Annotated in this window: 15 protein-coding genes and 1 riboswitch; of the genes, 11 read left to right on the forward strand and 4 right to left on the reverse strand. The window is 50.2% G+C overall.

The features are described from left to right. Nucleotides 1-394 precede the first annotated feature (394 nt). Nucleotides 395-1,696 (forward strand): IS4 family transposase, encoded by a 1,302-nt coding sequence (locus QMG16_RS13830; RefSeq protein ID WP_281793340.1) that lies wholly within the window; start codon nt 395-397, stop codon nt 1,694-1,696. A 287-nt stretch (nt 1,697-1,983) separates the two neighbouring features. On the opposite strand, the gene QMG16_RS13835 is transcribed toward QMG16_RS13830, so the two are convergent. Next, nucleotides 1,984-2,829 (reverse strand): PIG-L deacetylase family protein, encoded by an 846-nt coding sequence (locus QMG16_RS13835; RefSeq protein ID WP_281795080.1) that lies wholly within the window; start codon nt 2,827-2,829, stop codon nt 1,984-1,986. A 735-nt stretch (nt 2,830-3,564) separates the two neighbouring features. Here QMG16_RS13835 and QMG16_RS13840 point away from each other — a divergent pair. Further along, the gene (locus tag QMG16_RS13840) at nt 3,565-3,912 is read left to right on the forward strand and encodes a hypothetical protein (RefSeq protein ID WP_281795082.1); all 348 of its coding nucleotides are present in this window, start codon (nt 3,565-3,567) and stop codon (nt 3,910-3,912) included. 447 nt (nt 3,913-4,359) lie between these two features. Beyond that, nucleotides 4,360-4,456: riboswitch (TPP riboswitch) on the forward strand. A 114-nt stretch (nt 4,457-4,570) separates the two neighbouring features. Next, a complete protein-coding gene (gene thiC / locus QMG16_RS13845) occupies nt 4,571-5,842 on the forward strand; it encodes a phosphomethylpyrimidine synthase ThiC (RefSeq protein ID WP_281795084.1) in 1,272 nt (423 codons plus the stop codon). Nucleotides 5,843-6,188: 346 nt separating this feature from the next. Here thiC and QMG16_RS13850 read toward each other — a convergent pair whose 3' ends face one another. Beyond that, nucleotides 6,189-6,506 (reverse strand): PCRF domain-containing protein, encoded by a 318-nt coding sequence (locus QMG16_RS13850; RefSeq protein ID WP_281795086.1) that lies wholly within the window; start codon nt 6,504-6,506, stop codon nt 6,189-6,191. Nucleotides 6,507-6,821: 315 nt separating this feature from the next. On the opposite strand from QMG16_RS13850, the gene QMG16_RS13855 reads away from it, so the two are divergent. The 3 genes from QMG16_RS13855 (at nt 6,822) to QMG16_RS13865 (ending at nt 9,802) form a co-directional block, all read left to right on the forward strand. Beyond that, the gene (locus QMG16_RS13855; protein WP_281795087.1) at nt 6,822-8,366 is read left to right on the forward strand and encodes a sigma-54-dependent Fis family transcriptional regulator; all 1,545 of its coding nucleotides are present in this window, start codon (nt 6,822-6,824) and stop codon (nt 8,364-8,366) included. Between the two features lie 290 nt (nt 8,367-8,656). After that, the gene (locus QMG16_RS13860; protein ID WP_281795089.1) at nt 8,657-9,178 is read left to right on the forward strand and encodes a hypothetical protein; all 522 of its coding nucleotides are present in this window, start codon (nt 8,657-8,659) and stop codon (nt 9,176-9,178) included. Between the two features lie 9 nt (nt 9,179-9,187). Further along, nucleotides 9,188-9,802, forward strand: coding sequence for a class I SAM-dependent methyltransferase (locus QMG16_RS13865; protein ID WP_281795091.1), 615 nt, complete (start codon nt 9,188-9,190; stop codon nt 9,800-9,802). Between the two features lie 20 nt (nt 9,803-9,822). Here the strand turns inward: QMG16_RS13865 and QMG16_RS13870 are convergent, their stop codons facing one another. Continuing rightward, the gene (locus tag QMG16_RS13870; RefSeq protein ID WP_281795093.1) at nt 9,823-10,326 is read right to left on the reverse strand and encodes a cupin domain-containing protein; all 504 of its coding nucleotides are present in this window, start codon (nt 10,324-10,326) and stop codon (nt 9,823-9,825) included. 457 nt (nt 10,327-10,783) lie between these two features. Here QMG16_RS13870 and QMG16_RS13875 point away from each other — a divergent pair, with 457 nt between their 5' ends. The 3 genes from QMG16_RS13875 to QMG16_RS13885 are packed head-to-tail and all read left to right on the forward strand — an operon-like array spanning nt 10,784 to nt 12,603. Continuing rightward, nucleotides 10,784-11,674: an energy transducer TonB gene (locus QMG16_RS13875; protein ID WP_281795095.1), complete on the forward strand. Its 891-nt coding sequence runs from the start codon at nt 10,784-10,786 to the stop codon at nt 11,672-11,674. Further along, nucleotides 11,667-12,215 (forward strand): MotA/TolQ/ExbB proton channel family protein, encoded by a 549-nt coding sequence (locus QMG16_RS13880; protein WP_281795097.1) that lies wholly within the window; start codon nt 11,667-11,669, stop codon nt 12,213-12,215. The genes QMG16_RS13875 and QMG16_RS13880 overlap by 8 nt, the downstream gene beginning before the upstream one ends. Continuing rightward, nucleotides 12,205-12,603, forward strand: coding sequence for an ExbD/TolR family protein (locus tag QMG16_RS13885; RefSeq protein ID WP_281795099.1), 399 nt, complete (start codon nt 12,205-12,207; stop codon nt 12,601-12,603). Before QMG16_RS13880 ends, QMG16_RS13885 begins: the two co-directional genes overlap by 11 nt. Before the next feature lie 162 nt (nt 12,604-12,765). Here the strand turns inward: QMG16_RS13885 and QMG16_RS13890 are convergent, their stop codons facing one another. After that, on the reverse strand, nt 12,766-12,897 hold the full coding sequence (locus QMG16_RS13890; RefSeq protein WP_281795100.1) for a hypothetical protein: 132 nt from the start codon (nt 12,895-12,897) through the stop codon (nt 12,766-12,768). 23 nt (nt 12,898-12,920) lie between these two features. On the opposite strand from QMG16_RS13890, the gene QMG16_RS13895 reads away from it, so the two are divergent. Next, complete coding sequence (locus QMG16_RS13895; RefSeq protein ID WP_281795101.1) at nt 12,921-15,179, forward strand: TonB-dependent receptor; 2,259 nt, start codon at nt 12,921-12,923, stop codon at nt 15,177-15,179. 54 nt (nt 15,180-15,233) lie between these two features. Continuing rightward, on the forward strand, nt 15,234-15,656 hold the full coding sequence (gene tsaA, locus QMG16_RS13900) for a tRNA (N6-threonylcarbamoyladenosine(37)-N6)-methyltransferase TrmO (RefSeq protein ID WP_281795104.1): 423 nt from the start codon (nt 15,234-15,236) through the stop codon (nt 15,654-15,656). The last annotated feature ends 166 nt before the right edge of the window (nt 15,657-15,822 follow it).

Here is a 15,822-nt window from a genome sequence, read left to right on the forward strand (position 1 = left end):
AAATTTCAATGTATTCGATGCCAAATCACCTGGGGAGAGGGAAACCCGGAAATCGAAGGGTATTCCCACGGATTATGTAAATACTGTTTGAAGGAGGCTCTGACTCCTCTTTACCGAAATAGGCAGACAAAGGAGGGCAACTTCGACTGTTTCGGTAAGGCCTGTGGATTTTGCGATCAATACACCTGCAAGTACCGAGATCTTTGCCTTTCAAACATTTAGAACCTATCCAGAAACCACCTGTGGACTTTGCGACACCCCCCTTGGTCCCCCCTCGAGGGGATTGGCGTCAGGTTAAGAATGTTTTCCTTCCATTCTGAAGACTTACATTTAAATGTGTCCATCAGTTAAATGAGGTCTTCAGAAGGAGGAAAAACAAATGAAGGACAGCCAATTGATTCCTGTTGAAAACATGGACATTAAACTCGATGACGCAACTCTTTTGCTCAAAGCCAAAGAAACTGGCTTCATGAAGCGCATCAGAAAGTTTAATCCATTCGATTTCATAAAGGCTCTCTGCCTTATGACTCTCTACAGCACAGTCAGTCTTGAAGTATTTGCCACAATTCTGGGGTTTGTTGCAGGCTCTTGCATCTCAAAGCAATCCCTCTGGGAGAGGATAACCCCCAAATGTGTTGCTTTTGTGCGCTCAGTGCTCATGTCACTCATGTTTAGAGCATCCAGCCTGGAACCTCTCACAGCCAAAGGGGCATTCAGTCGTTTCAAGAGGGTTCTCCTCCAGGACAGCACTACCATTAACCTGCCCGAGAGTCTGGTTCGTTTCTTCCCCGGCTCAGGTAATCAGACGGGAAAGGTGCAAGCAATCATGAAAATTCAAGTCATCCATGATTTGCTCTCGCAGACTTGCCTTCATTTTGGGTTAAGTGGTTTTAGAAGAAACGATCAGAAAGCCTCTGCCGATATTCTTAACTTTGCCAGGCCAGGGGATCTTGTCATCCGAGATCTTGGCTATTTCGTTCTCAACATATTTAGATTATTTACCCGTCAAGGAATCTACTTCCTTACTCCCTATCAGCATAATGTTAATTATTATACAGAAGATGGAGAAAGACTCGATCTCCTTAAACTTCTCAAAAAACATCCTATTGTGGATACCATGATTGTAGCAGGAGCTACGGAGAGACTGCCGGTTAGACTCGTAGCCTCCCCTGTGCCTGCAAACATTGCCCAGATAAGGCGAAGAAAGCTCCTCAAGAAGGACAGAAGGTCCAATCCTACGAAAGAGCAACTCGAACTCCTTGGATGGGATATATTCCTCAGCAATGTTGGGGAGGATATCTGGGATAGCCTGACTGCATGCAGAATCTATGGCATCCGTTGGAGAATAGAGATTCTCTTTAAAGCATGGAAGAGTCACTTCCACCTCAACTCTTTGCCCCAGAAGGGGAGCAAGAGCTATATCGAGCTTCTTGTCTACTCAAGGCTTGTCTTCATCACTCTCTTTCAGTCTTTCTTTGCAGAATTCAGCGCATATGCTTATGCCACTGAGGGCAAACATCTCAGTCTTTTGAAATTTGCTCAGTTTATCCAAGAACATATCTGGGCTCTTATCCTTTTATTCCACTCATCTCAGATGCCAAATCTTTTCCTTGAACAGCTACTCAGGCATTGTGCCTATGAATCACGTCATGAAAGGAAAAACTACCATGAAAAACTCTCTAATTTCTTAACCTGACGCCAATCCCCTCGAGGGGGGAATTAAAGGGGGGTGTCCGCTGCCGGGGTAGGTTTTCGGATAGGCTCTTAGTACATGCCCACACAAAGGGGTGCACAAAATTCCATCCGTCATTCTCCTGAAGGCGGGAATGACGGACTGGAAATTTATCGCTTATTTGCGTGGAGCTGCACTGAGAAAGAATCGTATATCAATCTGGATTCGCACAAAAGATTTTAAACCTCCTGTATTTCCACTCGAAGCTCCCCGTTTCTCAAGGGATACAAATAACCGGCTTGCGAAAATCCCTACTTTGCACAGTCAGTTAATAACCGGGATCTTTGGGAAGATGTGGTCTCTTCCAGAATGAAGAGTTCGTTTGTCTTTGCGAACTCCAAAAGGAACTTTCCCAAGACGACTTCCTGCGTATGATATTGGAGGATTGCCTCACGTTTAGCCTCTACTTCCCGGGGGAGCAGGGAAAATGAGACCCAATTGGCCTGTTTGTCGGGAAAGTCTTTGGGCGGGGGAGGAAAAGAGCCGTCGCCCGTTTCCTTGCCCGAAGGCCAAGAACCAAAGTGGATCAAAAAGGCAAGCACCTCGGGCTTAATGGAGGGGTTTTTCTTTTGCAGTTCTTTCAATGAATCAAAAAAGAAATGGTATGTCGAACAATGATCAGGATGCATGTCCTCTGGTGGAGTCAAAGCCACCAGGGTAGGCCGAAATTCGATCAGTAAGCGCTTGATCTCTTTCTTTAAGTCTTCTCCATCATAGTCTGTGTGGGGCACGATAATCTCGGATGACGGCGGACGATTTTCTTTGGTGAAAGGAGACGTGTAGACCGTGGGGTCGGAGCGGAACGCCAGGAGCAGCTGACACAGTCCACCGTCCGGAAAACCGAGGAAAGACAGATCCTCCTTCTTTACCCCCAAAATGGCGAGGGCCTTCCTGGCCTCCTCCTCCCGTTCTCTGCCATAGCTGCGAAAGTCCTTCGCTGTTGGATGTGTGACGTGATTCTCACGCTCTACCCCTTCGAGATAGCCGTCCCCGCTTGTCATGAAGACAATTCTGACCTTCCCGCCTGCGCCAAGAACCCGCTGAATCAGCCCCCCTGCTCCAATGGTTTCATCGTCAGGGTGAGGAGAAAAGACCATAAGCCGCGTCTCATGCGAAATAAATGATTCTACCGTTTTGGTTTCCGCTGCATGAGCATGGGGAGCAATAAGCATACAAAGAATAACGACTATCGTCCAAAATTCCTGCCGCACTGCGTGTGACCTCCCAACTTAAAGCCTATCCGCCCCCCCCTGTAGACTTTGTGCCCCCCCTTGGTCCCCCCTCGAGAGGGGAATTGAAGGGGGTGTCCGCTGCCGAGGAAGATTTTCGGATAGGCTCTTAGGTTCTGTTGACATTTGATGAAAGTTCCACATTTTCAGATAGATGCTTGATCTGCCTCGAAGCGCTCCTTTCCGGTGCAATGCCTTATGGATTCGGTCTCTACGAGAACGTTCCGATCTGAAATGTCAACAGCGCCTAGACAATGGGAGAAACCTCATGCCCTTCCGTAAGCCATATCCCTATAAGCTCTGAAACATTGGAACAAAAAATGGTCTGGATGCACAACCTTTTTTTGTCGAATCCTTCCGAACGGCCAAGACAAGCATTAGTTTATATTTGTGAACTCATTTAGAGCCTATTCGAAAATCTATCCTCGGCAAGCGGCCTCCCCTTCCATTTCCCCCCAAGGGGGGAGGACTGAGGGAGTGTTTCAAAGCCCGGAGGAGGCTTCCGGATAGGTCCCTGTTTGCAGAAAAGCAAAACCACTCTTGGCGAGAAAGAATGATTTTTAGCCAAGATTTGATTTTTCGAGATGAATGGAGGAGGTTTCTATGGAATTAGGATCAATTATCCCTATGGCGTCTGAAAAAGGATGCGATTGTTGCGAGACGGGTGACGCAGAAAGAGATAAAAACGGTGAACCTTTTGGATGCGCCCAGAGGAAAATGATTTTTACCCGCAGAGAAGAAGAGGTTTTGAGGCGCATTCGTGAAGCCCGCGAGGAAGCCAAAAGCGTGAAGGCAAAAATCGACTATATCGCGGAACACGAATCCTCCAATATGGAAGCATGGAAAAAAGCCAACAAAAAACTCGAGGAATTGAGACGCCTGCGGTGGGAACTGGAAAAAGAACGCATCGAGGCCGCCCACGAGCGAATGGTCCTCCTGGGACATGCCTGACCGGATTTCATGCCTCTATTTCTTTCCACTTCTTCTTGATATTGGAATCGTTCAAAAGTCCGGAGATATTCTTCTCTCCTCCGGGCTTTTGACAAGAAAAAAGGCTCATGGTTCATAGCTCATGGTTCATGATAACATCGCTTTTCAAAAGCGTTTCCCACTTTCCCTATCGCCTTGCACCTCTTTGTTTTTTTCATTTTTCGTTGAGGCCGTTCCGGTCATGGGGGGGTATTTGAAACAGAGCAGCCGGTCGACTCTCTTTAAGTGCTTTGCAGACATTGATGTCGGCAGCGAAGATCCCGATGAAATCATCTGAGCATGAGGCAGAGAAAGAAAAAGGACAGCGGCAGGTGCTGAAAACCGCACAAGGTCATTGATTTTTGACTTGCAGTCGATTAATTTTATAACCTCTTGAACGTTGATTTGCCCAAGTACTGAAAAACAATTCGATGGCCGGGGGGGTGCTCTCCCAGAGAGAGCTGAGATCATACCCTTGGAACCTGATCCAGATCATACTGGCGGAGGAATCGGCAAACGAGACAGCAATTCTCGGCAGGCCGTTTTTCCGAAACGGCCTTTTTTTATTTCTGGTTCTAATTCTTATGATGGATCTCAGTCTAAGCTACACCTCACTTCGACAGAACCCAAAGAGGAAATCATGCCTACACAACTGGATTACGCAAAAGACGGTGTTGTTACTGAAGAGATGAAGCAGGCAGTCATCGGGGAACCCATTACCGCGGAAGAACTGCGGGAACGGATTGCCCAGGGACATGCGGTGCTTCCCAAAAATATCAATCACTCCTTCCCGATCTTGCGCGCCATTGGCCGAGGTTTGAAAACCAAGGTGAACGCCAACCTGGGAAGCAGCGGCGAATGCTATATGATGGACCTGGAAGACGCGAAACTGAAAGCGGCTTTGAAGGCCAAAACCGACTCCATCATGGATCTTTCCACGGGTGGAAATCTTGGAGGATTGCGGCAATACTTTTTGGAACACTCCACCGTCATGGTCGGGGCGGTCCCCATTTACGCTCTGGCCACGGAAATGGTCTGCAACCATCAGCCTCTTGACAAGATGGATGGAGATCAGCTGCTGAAAAGCATCGAAAAACAGTGCAGGGAAGGTCTGGATTACATCACCGTACACTGCGGCGTGACCCTGGCGTCCGTGAAAAAGCTCGAGAGCTTCGAACGCATCATGCCCTGTGTGAGCCGCGGAGGCTCCATCCACATGCACTGGATGCGTGCCAACCGCAAGGAAAATCCCCTCTACGAAAACTTTGACGATCTGCTGGAAATCGCTCACAAGTACGATGTGACCCTCAGCCTTGGAGACGGTTTCAGGCCTGGGACCATCATGGATGCCACGGATGGAGCTCAGCTGGAGGAGCTGATGATCCTCGGCGAACTGGCCAAACGCGCCCGCGCCCGCGGTGTTCAGACCATGATCGAAGGCCCAGGGCATGTACCTTTCCACCAGATCCAGGCCAACATGCAGCTGCAGAAAAAGCTCTGTGACGGAGCCCCTTTCTATATTCTCGGCCCCTTGCCCACAGACATCGCCGCGGGCTACGACCACATCACCGCAGCCATCGGAGGCGCTTTGGCCGGTTCCGCAGGGGCCGATTTCATCTGTTACGTGACCCCCGCCGAACATTTGGGCCTCCCTAATGCCGATGACGTCTATCAAGGGGTAATGGCTTCACGCATAGCCGCTCACGTGGCGGACATCGCAAAAGGGCTGCCGGGTGCCATGGATGCAGACCGGAGAATCTCAGAAGCACGGCAGAAACTGGATTGGGAAGGAGTGATCCGGGAATCGCTGGATCCCGACCTGGTGAGGGAACGCATCCAGATCACCGAAGACCGGGAAGCTTGCAGCATGTGTGGAAAGCTCTGTGCGGTCAAAATCAGCCGTCTGATTTAGAACCTATCCAGAAACCACCTGTGGACTTTGCGACACCCCCCGTGGTCCCCCCTCGAGGGGGGAATTAAAGGGGGGTATCCGCTGCCGAGGTAGGTTTTCGGATAGGCTCTTAGTTGTTTCTATGAGAAAACGCGGGGTAGCGGTATCCTCATCCGCCTGCCCCGGAATTCGCTTTTTGTGAACCCCTCTCCGAAATTTTCCGCCCCCGGAGTGTCGCTGTTGAAATCCCCGTTTACCGCAGAGGCACACAAAGAGTGCACAGGAATTCTCTAAAAATTCCAAAATCTTCTCCGTGCCCTCCGTGTCTCCGTGGTGAAGAAGAGGGTATTGGAATCCGCCGGCTCCCTCATGACCAAAAAAGCCTTTTCCACCAGGGCCGACCGGCTTTGAGACGTTCCACCTCGAGCTCCAGTTCCCGAATACGCTTTTGAGTATGCTCCAGTTCATAGTCTTTCCATTCCGTTTCGAGCAATATTTCTTTGACTTCCTCTAGCTCCCGGTCTTTCGCTTTGAGCTCCAGTTGCTTCGCTTCGAGATCTCTTTTATATTGTTCAACGAACTCATTCAATTTTCGAAGCTCTCCCAACTCAATGAGGATCTTTTCGTAACGGTCTCTTTCGATCGTCACCACATTCGTTTTTCCATTTGCCTCCTGTCCCGCCATTGATTTTCCTCCATTGAGTATAGCGACAGGGAAAGGGTCGTGATGGATGGTTGAGCGCCCTCTTCGGTGTCTCTTTTCTTTTCCTGCTTGACCTGTCCCTCAAAGTCCTGCAAGGATACAATATGAAAAGTAGGACATTCTTCGGTTCGCACTTTCCAGTCCCTGCGGAACTTTGCCACGCTCGGATGCCGTCCCGGCGATTTCCTTGTTGTGGAAAATATTGGAGCGTGAAGAGCAGGTCAAGGAAATTCATGGAAGAAAAGGAAGGCGGCTACGCCTTGACGGGCCCTGGTTGCAATGAGGTAAGGTAAAATCATGAGTCAAACATCTTTCAGCTTCTGCAAAGCTCTTTCGAGCGAGCTCGACCCGGAAAAACTGCAGCAGAAGTTTCTCTCATCCCTTCTTGAACTTCAAAACCTGGAACGTGGTTCCATATGGGTGAAAAAGACGGATGGCTACCTCTGCGTCGAAGCCGTGGGAGATCAGAGTGAAAAGATCAAGGGCATCACGATCAGCGCCAACCGCCCGAGCATCGTGGGCTGGGTGATAGAAAACGGGAAAATGACCATCGCCGAGCCGGGCAAGGATGAACGCCATTACAAGGAATTTGAAGCAGACATGGCGGTAAAGAGCAAACTCATCCTGTGCTTTCCGCTCTTTCTCAAAGGAGGTGAGGTCTATGGCGCCGTTCAGCTCATCGACACCCGATCCGGAGGAAGCCGCCTCAACCTCGACCAGGACTACCTGGAACTCCTGCAGAACCTGGTGGATATCGGGTCCATCGTTCTCAGCAATTCCCTCGTTTATAGTGCTCAGGTTCAAGAAAACCTCAAGCTGAAGCAGACCCTGGAATCTATTCGCAGGGAGGAACCCATTCTTGGGGAGAGTGAGGCCTTCCTTAAAATATTGAAAGTGGCCTCGGATTACGCCAAGACAGACTTTCCCGTCCTGATAACGGGAGAAAGCGGAACGGGAAAGGAGGTCATCGCCAAGGAAATACACCGGCTGAGCAACCGGATGGACAAGCCGTTTCTGGTTCAGAACTGCAGCGCCATCCCCGAAACATTGCTCGAAAGCGAACTTTTCGGATATCAGAAAGGGGCCTTCACGGGGGCCGTCAAGGATAAGGTTGGACTCTTCGAAGCCGCAAACGGAGGCACGGTTTTTCTGGATGAAATAGGCGACATGCCGCTTCAACTCCAGGCCCGTATCCTGCGTGTGCTCCAGAACAGCGAAATCAAACCACTGGGAGGCACAAAAACCAAAAAGATCGATGTGCGAATCATCTCCGCCACCAACAAGGACCTGAAAGAAGCCATCGCAAAAGAGCAGTTCAGAGAAGACCTCTTTTACCGACTCAATGTGCTTCCGCTCCATCTTCCGGCTCTAAGGGAGAGGAAGGAGGACATCCTGCTCCTCCTCGACCACTTTCTCAGCCGTGAATCCTTCAAGATGGGAATTCCCCCCAAGAAGTTCAGCAAGGATGCATTGGACTACCTGATCAAATACTCATGGAAGGGGAATATTCGGGAGCTGGAAAACTTCGTCAAGCACATCATCGTGGTGGTGGAAGGGGAAAAAATCACTTTGGATGATTTGAGCCTGCATTTTCCGCCCGCCCAACTCGCCCCTCCCGAGGAGGAGAAGCCCGTCGATGGAAACAGAGGCGAGGAAACGGAAAAACCTTCTCCAGGGGGAGCGTCTTTTTTCGACGGCTATTCCTGGGAAGAACTGGAAAGGGCTTATGTCCTCTACCTTCTGGAAAAAAACAGGTGGCATATTACCCGTGCCGCCAAAGAAGCCAAAGTCAACCGTTCCACCTTCGATTCCCGAATGAAAAAACTCGGCATCAGGAAATAAGAGAGTTGGCGGATTCCGATATCCCGTTATTCACGGAGGACACGGAGAAGACTTTCGAATTCTTGTGGGGTTCCTGTGTGATCTCTGTGCCTCCGTGGCAAATGGGGATTTCAAGAGCGAATCACTCCCTAAGGGGGATTTATCCTTGATTCCCCCATCGGGGCTATGGGGAGTGTAGTTTTTTCAAAATGGAAATTGCGGCGTTCAGGTATTGATCGGCAGGCCAAAATCAGATATGGAAAGAACCGTCTCTGCATGATCCCATCGAGGAAAGGTAAAGAAAATCTTCAATGAACATCAATGCATCTTCCGCTTCTTCTCTACCCATTGAAGAGAAAATCCGGTACGCACGGGAACTCTTCGATCGAGGGGGAGAAACTCTTCTTCGGGAGCCCTCTGTAACAAAGCTCCTGGCAATACTGGATCGAAACATAGCGGCTTCGCAGGAAGCCATGGTCCGCTTCGGCATTGTCGATGCCTGCAGGCACTGTGAGGAAGAGGAAGGGGGAAGCTGCTGCGGAGCGGGTATAGAAAACAGGTATAATCCCATACTTTTGCTCATGAATCTTCTCATGTCGAGGGACCTGCCGGAAAAACGTCAGTGGGAAAACAGTTGCTTTTTTCTTGGGGAAAATGGTTGCCGCTTGAAAGCACGCCACATTTTATGCATCAATTATCTTTGCCTCCGGGTTCAAAAAATGCTCCCACCAAACGATCTCATCGCATTGCAAACCATCACGGGCGAAGAGATGGATACAATTTTCCTTCTTCACGAAACCGTTAAGAAAATACTCAACAAAAACATTCGATAGCAAACGACCATGGAATCAAATCCTCTTTTCAAGACGCTCTCTTTCATTGCGGACTTTTATGACAGATGCAAATTCGGCTGCGAAGGAGTGGAAGGATATCGCAAATCCACGGACATGCGCAAATGCATCCATTTTATTCTGGAGCTCGAGAAATCCGGGTTCCTGGACAACCGACGGACATCTTTCCTGGATCTGGGATGCGCGGACGGCCGGGTGAATGTCATGATGAGCTACATGGTCAGGAAATCCATCGGGATTGAAATCGACCCGGACATTCTTTCCGAATACGCCCCCATGAAGGAAAAACTCACTTTACAGCTTCAGGAAGCCGGACTCATCCCGCCCCCGGAAAATATTTCCGTTTTTCAAGGAAGTTCCCTCGAAGAGCAGACTTATCGGCAAGTTTTCGAGAAAACGGGGGTATCTTTCCAGGAGATCGATTTCTTTTACACCTACATCACACTTCATGATCTTTTCGGGGAACTCATCGCAGAAAAAGCAAAACCCGGGGCACTCTACATGGTCTACGGCTTCAGCAAAGTCCTTCCCCGTTATGAAGGCCTGGAACGGGTGCTTTCCGATGTCGGTTCCCAGGGGATTGCAGCGCTTTACCGGAAAAAATGAGCTTTGTACAACGAATCATCCTATTTTGTGAGCCTTTCAATGATCCGTTGGTGTTGGGGATATTCCTTTATTAGTCTCTTTCGTTCCGCCAACTCAAAATCTTCATATTCGAAACCGGGCGCCACCGTGCATCCCACCAAAGCATAGGAATCCGGATCGTTGACGGAAGCAGCAAACCAGCACCCCGCCTTCACCACAACCTGAAACGCTTCGCCATTCTCCCAGGCATTCCCCAATTTTTTCCGGGACAAACGGCCTTCTCCATCGATCACGTACAGAGTGAGTGAACTGCCCGTATAAAAGTGCCAGATTTCATCGGATTTGATGCGATGAAAAGCTGAAAACTGCTTCCCCTCCAGAAGATAGTAAATCGCCGTGGAAAAAACACGATCTCCTTCAAATCTTCGAGGAAGCTGCCCGTCTCTCACCGATTCATCCGACCGGTACGTCTGGATGAAGTATCCCCCTTCAGGGTGCGGAGAGAGTCCAAGTTTTTCGATCCAGTAAGCTGCGTTTTTGTTCATGGCGTTCCTTTTCCTCAATGCTTCGTTTCAATCGAGAAAGGCTCGTTTGTTTGAGATGGGAGAAAGGGTATGCTGCACAGGCCGCGTTGAGTCTCGAAACGCAACCTGTCATTATCGGCCGTTGCGTTTCATTCCATTCAACGCAACCTACGCACTATCAAGATGGTATCTACAGAAGTCGAGATTTCAACCGTTCACAGTATAAATTCCTTGACGGGAAAGGCCCAGTTAGTGTAACTAAATTGAACAATTGGAGTCCATATAAATAACACTAAGAAAGTGTAGGGACTGCCGGATTTTCAGCTTTTTTGTTCTCCAAGATTCAGATCCACCTGAATTGCACTTTTTGCAATGCAGGATGCAACAAGGCTAAGAAGGCCTTTGAGCCGCGGGACAGCGGCGATGGTTTTTGTGGCTTTTTTGCTTTTGGAAATGAAATTGGAGGGCTTTTTTCTTCATGAAATTTTGGCCGAGCGCCCTGACTTCTGCCGTTGCCCACGCATTAATCCTCTGCATTCCTGTCTCCATGACTTTGAACAACGTGAGCCTGGAGACGCCGTGTGAAGAATTTCAGTTCGTTGTCCTTCAGAGTGAAGAGTCACAGGGGGGACGGATGTTGCCGGAACCAGGCGTCCCTATTCCTCCGGCGGCTCAACAACAACCCTTTGCGCCTCAGGAAGCGGATCTATCCGAGGAAATCCCCGAACCGCAGAAGACACCTCCACGCATGGATACTCCGGAGGTGGAAAAAACTCCTCCCCTTCAGGAAAAAAAACCATCTCCCATCACCATTGCCAGAAAAACTCCGCCCCCAAAACCCAAGCCACAGAAAGAAGTCCAAAAACCTCCTGTAAAAGCGGTTCGAAGGCAGGAACCCCGTGAGGTCGCATCCACGGCTTCGACCCAAACCCCGGAACCATCGGCGGCCCCATCCGCACAAAAATCAGGTTCGGAAGAGGCATTGCCGAAGGAATCGCCCGTGGATACGGCGGGGACTGGAAATTCTCCCAAATCCGACAGCGGTTCCTCCGCGGGAAACGGCCCGATTCAAGTACCGTTCGGCTCGGGAGACGGTCCTCGATTCGTCCAAAGGGTGCTCCCCAAATATCCGCGGCTTGCCAGAGAACTGGGCAAAGAAGGAAGAGTGGTTCTGCAGCTTACTATCGATGAAAACGGGAGGTTGGCACACGTGGAAGTCGTCAGTAAGGCAGGATCCGGATTCGATGAAGAGGCCGTTCGAGCGGTGAAAAGCTCAACTTTCTTGCCGGCAAAAAGGAATGGGAAGCCCATAACCAGCATAGCGCGTTTACCGATTCGCTTTCAGTTGAGGAGTTCAAACGATGATTGATTTCTTTATGAAAGGCGGAGCCCTTATGTGGCCCATCCTCCTCTGTTCCGTGGTGGCTCTGGCCCTGATTCTTACCAAGGCCCTCCAGTACCGGGACATTCTCCGGAGAATCTCACCTTCCCCGGAGGAGATTATGAAGGAAAAACCTGCTGAAGTCATTCCCCTCATCGAAGCTATAGAAAAGGGACTGGACGAAAAGCAAGTTTCCTTCATCGGAACTAGGGAAATCAGGGAGATGGAAAAAGGGCTGGGAATCCTTACCCTGGTGTCCGTCATTGCCCCTTTGCTCGGCTTCACGGGGACGGTCACAGGCATGATTCAGGCATTCATGGTCATTGCCGCTCAGCATGGAAGCCGTGTGGATCCATCCATGGTTGCAGGCGGAATCTACGAAGCACTCATCACTACTGCAGGCGGACTCTTCGTGGCCATCCCCACTCACATCGCTCTTCATTTTCTCGAGGAACGCCTCGATGAAATCTCCATGCGCCTGAAGGGATTCGCCATGACGCTCTACGAGGGGAGGCACCATGGAATTTGAAAGAAGGAGGAGACGCCACACGCACATTGACGTTGCACCCCTCGTCGATGTCGTCTTCAATCTGCTCCTCTTTTTTGTAATCACCTACAACGTGGTCGCAGATCCCGCCATAAAGATCCGGCTGCCGGAATCGAAGACGGCGGACACCCAGGCGGAGGAGCAAGTCGTTATTGCCCTGTCCAAAGAGGGCGAGACCTACATCGGGGAGCAGGCAGTGAAGCTCGAAGAGCTTTCATCAGTCGTTCAACAAAGATTGAGCGAAATCAAAGAACCGTCCGTCAAGATCAAAGCAGATCAGGATGTCCCGGTAGGCCTTCTCCTGAAGGTCGTCGATGCGGTCAAGCTCTCGGGGTGTTCCGCCTTCAGCATAGCTACGGCAAAGAAATAGCGGGGATAACGAGCGGCAAGAAGCCGCGAAATCTTTCAGCACCGGCAATAGCTGCAGCACAATCATCCAGCCAGGAAGGCTTCTGCCGTTCAGAAGAACTGCTAAATCCTCCTGGCTTTTCTATTTTTGAGGAACATAAAATTGCATAGATTAAACAATAGCTTAGACAAAATTGCCCGGGGACCGCCAGGTTTTATCGTCCACCACGCAGTGTTCGCCGTGTTCCCACCCTATCGATTCAAGAAAGTAGAGAAGAAATTTGTCGTGAGCGAGAGTTTGCGTTTTTAAAACCATCTCTATTCCTGGGAGAGACAAATATGATGCATGTCCTTTCGAAGTTGAATATGGATCGCCGTACATTCGGCACAGTGAGAAGATCCATCTGCCTGGCCTGTTCCATTGGTCTCATCACGCTGCTGACGCACATGCCCGTAGAAGCGGAAGAAGAAGCGACAACGCTTGAGGAGATTGTCGTCACCGGAGAAAAGCTTGTAAAACCCACAAAACAAACCAACGAAACGGTTTACACGGGTGAGGAAGTGACCAGGAAGGGTATGGAAATCCAAGGAAACAAGGCCGACATCAGCGTATACAACGCCATAGATATTCTTCCTGGGGTAAATGTAGAAACCCCCGATCCCTATGGTCTCTCCGCAGAACAAAAAAACGTCCGTGTCCGAGGGGTACGCGGCTACCTTGGAGCGATGACCGTCGAGGGGATTCCGAACTACGGCGGGAACCCCATGGGACCGAGAGATTATATCTACGACACGGAAAATTTCAAAAACATAGCTGTTTACAAGGGGGCGATACCTGCCGACCTCGGAACGGGAGTCGGGGCGCGCGGAGGAGCCATAGAGATCAGGCCCTTATGGCCGGAAGAGAAGTTTGGGGCCGACATCAGTCAGGCCTTCGGTCTGAATGCTTACAGCCGCACCTTTTTCAGAGCGGACTCTGGAAAACTGCCGGTGGTGAACAGCCGCCTTTCCCTTTCCTATTCCTATACAGATGCGGATAAGTGGAAAGGGCCAGGTGGACTCGGCCCCAGAAACAATCTCAATTTCATGCTGGAACAGCCGGTAACGGGCAAAGACAGCATTCAATTCTGGTTCAATTTCAATGACATCAAGCAGGACCTCTTTAGACCGCTCAACTTCGAGGAGGTCCAGGACCTCGGCGCCAATTACAACAAAGACTACAATGACAAATTGACGGGAGTTCGAAGCGAGGACATCAACTACTACAAATACAACCACGGCGACTTCACAAACAACGACCTTCTTTCCGTCATCCCCCTGACATTGAGCGATTCTCTCCGCCTAACCTTCAAACCATACTATTCGCTTGAAGATTCGGAGATTCTCAACGGATCGATCTCTCAGGGGGGCCTTGTTCAAAAAAGGACCAGGGACATCGAGCGATATGGTTTGATCTCGGAGGTCAATTATGACTTTTCTTTCCTGAAAGCGTCACTCGGCTACTGGGTTGAATCATCGGATATGAAAATCTATACTCAGAATTATGTCCCGGATACGCTTGAATACAAAGGCTATGGAGTTTACAGCCAAAATGACGACAACGGAATCGTCCACAGCCCCTTTTTGAAGCTGGCGGGGAGCCTATGCAATTTTGACTGGCAGGCGGGCCTCAAATATTTCTACTACAAGGACCCAAGCAGTGAGGGATACGTCTCCAGCCCTCCGACCTACGATCTTTTCAGGGCAACCGATCTGGACAGGGAATCTAAAGAATACGAAGAATTTCTTCCAACTTTGGGAGTCGCTTATAATTTTACAGATTCCTTGCAGGCTTATACGAGCTACGGCAGAAACCAGATCAGACCCTACGCCTATGTTCCATTGATCAGCTTATACAATCAAAACAGGGCAACGTTTCAAAAGGCGGGCATCACTTTGAATGACCTCTTCAACGGGTACGACATGGAAATTTCCGACAATTTTGAGGTGGGAGCCAGGTTTCGAAGAGGCTGGTTTGAAATCATGCCCGCGGTGTTTTATTCCATGCACGAAAATCTCCTCACCACTGTCTACGATCCCAGAGTCAACCTCAGTTATTATCAAAATATAGGGGATGCCACGGGGTATGGCTTCGAAATAGAGACCAACTTTTATGTCAACGACAGCATCACCCTTTTTGTCAATCCCACCTACACCAGCCTCACGTACGACGGGGATTTGACCTACCAGGGTAGTATCCTGGATACCGACGGCAAGCAGGTGGTCGATACCCCGGAGTGGCTCGTCAAGACAGGCGTGCTCTGGAAATACAAAGATTTTGAAGTGGTGCCCACTCTGACCTATGTCGGCGCCCGCTATGGCGATGCAGAACACACGGAAAGAATCGGAGATCATTTCCTGGCAGATCTCAAGATGAACTATACCCTGAAGAAATTACCCGTGGCGGAAGCACTGAAAGTTTCTCTTGAACTGTATAACCTGTTTGATAATGAATATGTGTCCGTGATCAATGCCATGGACGACACGAGGGCGGGAAGCACCAGCTACTTTGTGGGAGCCCCCTTCACCGCCCTGATGAAGGTATCGCTGGCCTTTTGATGCGTCCTTGATTTGAAGCATCAGATGTGTGTTCTAAAGATCCAAGGAGCAGGTATGACGAAAGACGTTCCGTTCTTGCTGCAGCCGGTCGGTGTGGTCCGCTCACCGCTCAAGTCCCGGGAAAATTGCCCCAAACAGGGATCGGAAGGGGCTCCGGACGCCTGGCTGGAAATCGATCCGGCTTTCACCGAAGCCCTGGACGGCCTCACGGTCGGGTGCGAGATCTTCGTTCTGACCTGGCTTCACAAGGCGCAGCGCGATCTCCTCAAGGTCCACCCTCGAGGCAATCCGGCCCAGCCTCTTCGCGGAGTTTTCGCCACGCGCTCCCCGCACCGTCCGAATCCCATCGGCCTGCACCGGGTGGAAATTCTGGAGATTCAGGAATCCGGCCGCGTAAGAGTCCGCCCGCTGGAAGCTCTGGACGGAACGCCGATCGTCGATATCAAGCCGGTGATACAGGGCACCAGCGGAAGGTGACGGCTGAAGGACATCTGTGAAATCTGCGTAATCTGCGGATCCATTTAAAGCCTATCCGAAAACCCTCCTCGGCAGCAGCCCCCCTTCAATTCTCCCCTCGAGGGGGGACTAAGGGGGTGTTCCAAAGTCCACAAGAGGTTTCCGGATAGGCTTAGCCCGACTTTCA

The sequence above is a fragment of the Desulforhabdus amnigena genome, from assembly GCF_027925305.1.
GTDB classification, from domain to species: Bacteria; Desulfobacterota; Syntrophobacteria; order Syntrophobacterales; family Syntrophobacteraceae; genus Desulforhabdus; species Desulforhabdus amnigena.

Coding starts and splice junctions, on each gene's coding strand:
- QMG16_RS13840 (WP_281795082.1), top strand. CDS start 3,565: ATGGAATTAGGATCAATTATCCCTATGGCGTCTGAAAAAGGATGCGAT.
- QMG16_RS13850 (WP_281795086.1), bottom strand. CDS start 6,506: ATGGCGGGACAGGAGGCAAATGGAAAAACGAATGTGGTGACGATCGAA.
- QMG16_RS13865 (WP_281795091.1), top strand. CDS start 9,188: ATGGAATCAAATCCTCTTTTCAAGACGCTCTCTTTCATTGCGGACTTT.
- QMG16_RS13895 (WP_281795101.1), top strand. CDS start 12,921: ATGATGCATGTCCTTTCGAAGTTGAATATGGATCGCCGTACATTCGGC.
- QMG16_RS13870 (WP_281795093.1), bottom strand. CDS start 10,326: ATGAACAAAAACGCAGCTTACTGGATCGAAAAACTTGGACTCTCTCCG.
- QMG16_RS13875 (WP_281795095.1), top strand. CDS start 10,784: ATGAAATTTTGGCCGAGCGCCCTGACTTCTGCCGTTGCCCACGCATTA.
- QMG16_RS13855 (WP_281795087.1), top strand. CDS start 6,822: ATGAGTCAAACATCTTTCAGCTTCTGCAAAGCTCTTTCGAGCGAGCTC.
- QMG16_RS13860 (WP_281795089.1), top strand. CDS start 8,657: ATGAACATCAATGCATCTTCCGCTTCTTCTCTACCCATTGAAGAGAAA.
- thiC (WP_281795084.1), top strand. CDS start 4,571: ATGCCTACACAACTGGATTACGCAAAAGACGGTGTTGTTACTGAAGAG.
- QMG16_RS13835 (WP_281795080.1), bottom strand. CDS start 2,829: ATGGTCTTTTCTCCTCACCCTGACGATGAAACCATTGGAGCAGGGGGG.
- tsaA (WP_281795104.1), top strand. CDS start 15,234: ATGACGAAAGACGTTCCGTTCTTGCTGCAGCCGGTCGGTGTGGTCCGC.
- QMG16_RS13880 (WP_281795097.1), top strand. CDS start 11,667: ATGATTGATTTCTTTATGAAAGGCGGAGCCCTTATGTGGCCCATCCTC.
- QMG16_RS13890 (WP_281795100.1), bottom strand. CDS start 12,897: ATGGTTTTAAAAACGCAAACTCTCGCTCACGACAAATTTCTTCTCTAC.
- QMG16_RS13885 (WP_281795099.1), top strand. CDS start 12,205: ATGGAATTTGAAAGAAGGAGGAGACGCCACACGCACATTGACGTTGCA.